The organism is uncultured Clostridium sp. (genome assembly GCF_937920395.1).
GTDB lineage: Bacteria > Bacillota > Clostridia > Clostridiales > Clostridiaceae > Clostridium_AD.
The window spans coordinates 1-6,516 of sequence record NZ_CALEVF010000181.1; the positions used below are offsets into that span (position 1 = coordinate 1).

General features: G+C 31.6%; 9 protein-coding genes. All 9 read right to left on the bottom strand.

What is annotated here, in order from left to right; translation table 11 throughout:
* A partial coding sequence (gene upp, locus Q0649_RS11680) for a uracil phosphoribosyltransferase (RefSeq protein ID WP_298841929.1) occupies positions 1-478 on the bottom strand: 478 nt, incomplete at its 3' end.
* Positions 479-498: 20 nt separating this feature from the next.
* Entirely contained in the window at positions 499-948 is a 450-nt protein-coding gene (gene rpiB / locus Q0649_RS11685) for a ribose 5-phosphate isomerase B (RefSeq protein WP_298841931.1), read from the bottom strand.
* A gap of 78 nt (positions 949-1,026) precedes the next feature.
* Positions 1,027-1,224 (bottom strand): hypothetical protein, encoded by a 198-nt coding sequence (locus Q0649_RS11690; RefSeq protein WP_298841934.1) that lies wholly within the window; start codon positions 1,222-1,224, stop codon positions 1,027-1,029.
* A 54-nt stretch (positions 1,225-1,278) separates the two neighbouring features.
* Positions 1,279-2,325 (bottom strand): L-threonylcarbamoyladenylate synthase, encoded by a 1,047-nt coding sequence (locus Q0649_RS11695; RefSeq protein WP_298841937.1) that lies wholly within the window; start codon positions 2,323-2,325, stop codon positions 1,279-1,281.
* A 25-nt stretch (positions 2,326-2,350) separates the two neighbouring features.
* A complete protein-coding gene (locus Q0649_RS11700; RefSeq protein ID WP_298841940.1) occupies positions 2,351-2,773 on the bottom strand; it encodes a hypothetical protein in 423 nt (140 codons plus the stop codon).
* A gap of 181 nt (positions 2,774-2,954) precedes the next feature.
* Positions 2,955-4,031 (bottom strand): peptide chain release factor 1, encoded by a 1,077-nt coding sequence (gene prfA / locus Q0649_RS11705; protein WP_298841943.1) that lies wholly within the window; start codon positions 4,029-4,031, stop codon positions 2,955-2,957.
* Positions 4,032-4,146: 115 nt separating this feature from the next.
* Positions 4,147-4,986 (bottom strand): peptide chain release factor N(5)-glutamine methyltransferase, encoded by an 840-nt coding sequence (gene prmC, locus Q0649_RS11710; RefSeq protein ID WP_298841947.1) that lies wholly within the window; start codon positions 4,984-4,986, stop codon positions 4,147-4,149.
* 89 nt (positions 4,987-5,075) lie between these two features.
* Positions 5,076-5,981, bottom strand: coding sequence for a DUF1385 domain-containing protein (locus Q0649_RS11715; protein WP_298841950.1), 906 nt, complete (start codon positions 5,979-5,981; stop codon positions 5,076-5,078).
* Positions 5,982-5,983: 2 nt separating this feature from the next.
* Positions 5,984-6,516: thymidine kinase (locus Q0649_RS11720; RefSeq protein ID WP_298841953.1), on the bottom strand; the 533-nt coding region annotated here is incomplete at its 5' end.

The following is a 6,516-nucleotide window of genomic DNA, read 5'->3' on the forward strand; positions in this document are numbered from 1 at the left end:
GACACATAATTCTTATATTCTTTGCTCCTCTTTTCTTAAGAGCTGAAATTGCATCTATTGCAGAACCACCGGTCGCAATCATAGGATCTGTAATGATTACATCTCTTTCACTGATATCCTGAGGTAATTTACAGAAATATTCAATTGGTTGAAGAGTTGCCTCATCTCTATACATTCCTATGTGTCCAACCTTAGCTGCTGGTATAAGTTTTAGTACACCATCAACCATTCCAAGTCCCGCTCTAAGTATTGGTACTATAGCCATTTTCTTTCCTGTTAGAACTTTACATTTAGTAGTACAAATTGGAGTTTCAATTTCTACTTCTTCTAATTGTATATCACGCGTAACTTCATAAGCCATAAGCATTGCAACTTCTTCAACTAACTCTCTAAAATACTTTGAGCCTGTATTTTTGTCCCTGATGTATGCCAATTTATGCTGTATAAGTGGATGTGTAATTTGTGTTACTTTACTCATATGTGTTTCCTCCTAATATTTTATTTACTATATTTTTTTTCAATCTCAGTAATTTTATCAATTCTTCTTTGATGCCTTTCGCCTAAAAATTTAGCGTTAATAAAAGTATCTACTATATCTATTGCGAGTCCTGTTCCAATAGTTCTCTCTCCTAGAGTAAGTATGTTAGCATTATTATGCTCACGCGTTGCATGGGCGCTGAATGTATCACCGCACAGTGCAGCTCGTATTCCAGGTACTTTATTAGCACAAATGCTTACTCCTATACCTGTACCACATACGAGTATTCCTAATTCAAAGTTTCCTGCTACTACTTCCTCTGAAACTTTTAGTGCATAATCTGGATAATCACAGGAATCTTCAGTATGAGTACCAAAGTCTGTTATCTCAATATTTTCACTCTTTAAATGTTTAATTATTTCTTTTTTTAAACTCAACCCGCCATGATCACTACCCAATGCTATTCTCATTATAAAGCACCTCCTAAAATATTTTTTTGTTATAATATATAATATTACAAAAAAAGAAGATATCGGCATTTAAACAAACTACTTAAATGCTACTATCTTCCATATCTTATCAAATAATAAATACACATTATTTTTTATTCCAATAATTTGCTTCAAATGGGCTAAAATGTTTCTACCCTGGGGGACTATGTTATTTATAATACACATTTTATTGAAAATAGCTTCTAAGCTATAGCTTCTTTTCATTTTTTTATTACAAGCATATAATATGTCCATAGTCACCCTCCTTATATTTTACTAAAAGATCTGCAAATTACAGGTTTTATTTACCTATACGTAGGTTATATCAAAACCTGCGGATTTCTTAAGCCTATTCATTATAGCATATCCTAAACCTTTTTCCTCAAATGCTTCTGATAATATTAAATCTACGTCTATAGCATCAAAACTTCTTAATACTTCAAAAAGATTTCTACCCACAGTATCTAACTGTTTTCTATTACCCAATGAAACAACAGTGCCATAAGGATATTTATCTTTTGTTTCATCTGTTGCAATAATTCCAATTTTTTTGTTACCCATATTAGTTTGCACTATTTCATTGATTTTTGCAATAGTTTTTTCTATGTCTCCAGATATAATTTTTACTGGAGCTTTTGGTGCATAATGCCTATATTTCATGCCTGGTGCTCTAGGTTTAAAATCTTTCTTAGGTTTAGACATTATACTCTTATCAATATATATTCTATCGTCTATCTCTTTCAACATCTCAAGAGTTATAGCTCCTGGTCTAAGTATGCATGGAGGATTACATGTACAATCAACTATCGTTGACTCAAGGCCTATTTGGCTTTTCTCTCCACCTAAAATATATTCTATCTTACCACTTAAATCTTCAATACAACTTTCTACCTCTGTTGGACTCGGTCTACCAGATATATTTGCTGATGGAGCCGCTATAGGCGTTCCAGCTGCTTCAATAAGTTTTCTTGCAATAATACTTGATGGCATACGTATGCCTACAGTTTTAAGGCCTGCACTGGTAGTATCAGGAATCAACTCAGACTTATTAAAAATTAATGTTATTGGTCCTGGCCAATATTTACTCATTATTTCATTTGCTATATTGGGTACTTCCTTAACTAGGTTCTCTATATTACAATTAGCTACATGCACAATAAGTGGATTATCCTGCGGTCTACCTTTAGCCTTGAAAATCTTTTCTACTGCATTTTTATCTAAGGCATTTGCTCCAAGACCATAAACCGTTTCTGTAGGAAACGCAACTAATCCACCATCTTTTATAACTTGACCGGCCTCATTAATTATATCCCGTGCAATATTATTTACATCTAAAATTATAATTTTTGTATCCATCCTTACACCTCTTAGTTTTAAAACCTTAATCTCTATATTCTTTTATATTTTCTATTGCATCATCTGAAAATACTGCTTGGTCGCAAGTTTTATATAACTCATTTAATAAACTATATTTTCTAAATCCACCATTATTAATCACAATATAGAAATATGTTTTTTCTGGATTTTGTAGCTTAATTTCAATATACATTTTAGCTATATAAGGGTATTTCATAAAAAAATTTATATCCACAGGACGAATTCTTTTATTCCTAAACCCCGATTTTGTTATTATAATAATCTTTAAATTTCTACCATGACCCTGCGTATGTACTAAATCAACTTTTCTGCATATAATGATAAATTTAACTTTTGTTATTCCACACCATATAATTATTTTATAACCATTCTGTTTGAAATCAATACATTCCTCATTAATTCTAAGAAGTAGCACAAAAGTAATCATTACCTCTATGCAAATCAAATAAATTATAAAAAAAATGTTAATAATATTTGATACCCTTAATACAATTGGTAATAAAATAAAAATAAAGCACATCGACAGCATAAACCTTTTATAAGTTTTTTTTTGCTTTCTAATGGCTTTATTTATATTCATAATTTCACCTTTCACTCATAGTAATATCTTAGTTATTATTACCCATTGCTTTCATCTTTTCTGCTTGGTCAGCAGTTATTAAGCTGTTCAGCATTTCATCTATATCTCCATCAAGAAAAGCATCTAATTTATACAAGGTTAAACCGATTCTATGATCCGTTATCCTTCCTTGAGGATAATTATATGTTCTTATCCTCTCACTTCTGTCTCCAGTACCTACTTGACTTTTTCTCTCTTCAGCTATCCCTGCTGATCTCTCCGCTTCTGCTCTGTCAAACAATCTAGATTTTAGTATTTTCAAAGCTTTTTCTTTATTCTTTAACTGAGATTTCTCATCCTGACAAGAAACTACAAGTCCTGTTGGAATATGCGTCATTCTTACTGCTGAATCTGTTGTATTAACGCATTGTCCTCCATTACCTGACGCTCTAAACACATCTATTCTTAAATCATTAGCATTAACTTCAATATCTACATCATCAACTTCAGGAAGTACCGCTACAGTGGCTGTAGATGTATGAATTCTTCCACTTGACTCTGTGTCTGGAACTCTTTGAACTCTATGCACTCCACTTTCATATTTGAATTTACTGTATGTAGATTCACCTTTTATCATAAACACTATTTCTTTAAATCCACCAATATCAGTTTCATTGGCACTCATAACTTCAACTTTCCATCTATGACGCTCTGCATATCTTGTATACATTCTAAATAGATTTGCTGCAAATAGTGCCGCTTCATCTCCACCAGCTCCTGCTCTAATTTCCACAAATACATTTCTCTCATCATTTGGGTCCTTAGGCAAAAGTAAAATTCTTAATTCTTCTTGGGTTGTTTCCTTAATTTCATTTAAATCTTTAATTTCCTCTTGAATCATATCTTTCATTTCTTTATCTGATTCTTCTTTAAGCATTTCTTTATTTGTTTCTAAATCTTGTTTAGCTTTTTTATATATTCTATATTTTGTAACAATTATTTCGAGTCCTGCATGTTCTTTACATAATTTTTGCCATTCCTTTTGGTTAGCAATAACCAATGGATCGCCAATTTTTATTGAAAGTTCATCATATTTATTTTCCGTAAAATCAAGTCTATCTAACATTTTTATCACTCCGTATATATATTTTCACATTCTTAATTATATCACACCCAAATACAATATACAAATTGTATTCACCTAATTATTACCTTTTTAAAACTACTATTTTGCTAAGTAACTAATCTAGTAAAGTGGCTTTAATAACCCTATCATTTCCCGATAAGTCTTTAACACATTCTATATTTTTAAATCCTGATTTAAGTAAGATATTCGTAACTGCTTCCTTTTGATCATATCCTATTTCGAAAGCTAAAAGCCCACCTCTTTGTAAAACTAACACACTTTCTTTTGTGATTCTCCTATAGAAATCAAGACCATCCTCCCCACCACATAGAGCTATAAATGGTTCATAGCCCTTTACATCCTCCATCAACGTAGGTATAATATCTTTTTTTATGTATGGTGGATTAGATACTATTACCTCAAATTTCTTCTGCTTATCAATTGCCTCTTTTAGCAAATCACTATTATCTATACTAATTCTTTTAGACAAGTTAAATCTATCTATATTTAATCTAGCAACTGCTAAAGCCTCTTCTGATATATCATAAAGCGTTACGTTAACTTCTTTAATAAATTCAGCTATCGATATACCAATGGCACCACTTCCAGTACAAACATCACATATTTGCGTGAAGCCTTTTCCCTTTACATATTTAATTACTTCCTCAACTAAAATTTCAGTATCAGGTCTTGGTATTAAAACTCCTGGTTTTACTATAAAATTCATACCCATGAATTCACACTCACCAAGAATGTATTTTATAGGCATTTTATTTTTTCTAATCTCAATCAATCGAAGAAACTCATTTTTCTGATTTATATTAAGTTTAAATTCTCTATTAATCATTACGAATAATTTATCTTTATTTAAAACTTTACCAAGTAAAAGTTGTGAATCTAACAAATAACTCTCAATCTTAACCTTTTTTAAAATTTCATATGACTCTAAAAGCACTTCCTGTATAGTATTTTTTTCAACTATATTAATTTTTCACAACCTCCATTCTTTTAATATAACCATTCATTATACTAACAATATACTAATCACTCTGCTATTCCCTCTGCAGCTTTAAGCGCACTTATTGCCACCTCTAATTGAGATAAATCGGGTTCTCTTGTGGTTAAATTTTGTAATTTTAATCCCGGATAAGAAAGAATTTTCGCTAAGTTACTCTTGCTTTTCCCCATCCATTTAATAATTTCATAACTTATACCTGAAATCAAAGGAAGTAATATAATTCTATACATTATTCGCTCCCCAATTGAGTTCCAACCAGTTAAAGAAAACACTATAATGCTAACTATCATAACTAAGAATAAAAAATTTGTTCCACATCTTGGATGTAGTCTTCCAAATTTAGCTGCATTTTCTGGAGTTAATTCAACTTCGTTCTCATAACAAAATATAGTTTTATGTTCTGCACCGTGATACTCATATACTCTCTTAATATCTTCCATTTTTCCTATTAGATACACATATGACAAAAATATCAAAACTCTAATAATTCCCTCTACGATATTCATACCCATTGTACCTGTACCTAATTTACTAAACAAATTAGCAACTAAAGTTGGAACAATAAAAAATAATCCAATGGATAGAGCCAAAGAAATTATAAGAGATACCCCCATAACTACATCATTACTTTTTTCTTTAAACAATTTTTCTATACATTTATCTAATTTTGAAGGTTCACCTTCCTCTTCAAAAAAAGACGCCGAATAATTCAAGGTCTTCACCCCTATAACTAATGATTCAATTAAAGCAATGAATCCTCTTATTATTGGTAGTCCTACTAACTTGTTCTTTTTAGTATATGATCTATATTCTTTTTTCTCAACTACAATTTCTCCTTGCTCAGTTCTCACAGCAGTTGCAATTCCTGCTAGGCCTCTCATCATAACCCCTTCAATTACCGCTTGGCCTCCCACGCTTGTATTTCTAGCCATAATTAATCCCCCTCTTTAGGCACAATGTGACACTTTCTACATCTCGCTTCATAAGACTCTGTAGCCCCAATTAATACTATTTTATCTTCATATTTAGCTGGTTTCCCATTAATTAAACGTTGAGTTCTAGTAGCGGGATTACCACACACTACGCAAATCGCCTGGATTTTATCAACAAATTCTGCTATTGCGAGTAGTGCTGGTATAGGTCCAAACGGTTCACCTCTAAAATCCATATCAAGGCCTGCGCATATAACTCTTTTATTATCATCCGCAAGTGATGTAATTATGTCTATAATGCCCTTGTCGAAAAATTGTACCTCATCTATTGCAATAACTTGTGTATCAGCATCTAAAAGTTCTAATATTTGTGCACTATCCTTAACTCTAACAGCTTCTTCCTTCTCTCCACAGTGAGATACCACATCATCCTTACTATATCTATTATCAATTTCCGGTTTAAAAACCTGTACTTTCTGCTTTGCAATTTTAGTTCTTCTTATTCTACGTATAAGTTCCTCAGATTTTCCACTGT

Coding starts and splice junctions, on each gene's coding strand:
- Q0649_RS11715 (WP_298841950.1), bottom strand. CDS start 5,981: ATGGCTAGAAATACAAGCGTGGGAGGCCAAGCGGTAATTGAAGGGGTT.
- rpiB (WP_298841931.1), bottom strand. CDS start 948: ATGAGAATAGCATTGGGTAGTGATCATGGCGGGTTGAGTTTAAAAAAA.
- Q0649_RS11700 (WP_298841940.1), bottom strand. CDS start 2,773: ATGATTACTTTTGTGCTACTTCTTAGAATTAATGAGGAATGTATTGAT.
- Q0649_RS11695 (WP_298841937.1), bottom strand. CDS start 2,325: ATGGATACAAAAATTATAATTTTAGATGTAAATAATATTGCACGGGAT.
- Q0649_RS11690 (WP_298841934.1), bottom strand. CDS start 1,224: ATGGACATATTATATGCTTGTAATAAAAAAATGAAAAGAAGCTATAGC.
- prfA (WP_298841943.1), bottom strand. CDS start 4,031: ATGTTAGATAGACTTGATTTTACGGAAAATAAATATGATGAACTTTCA.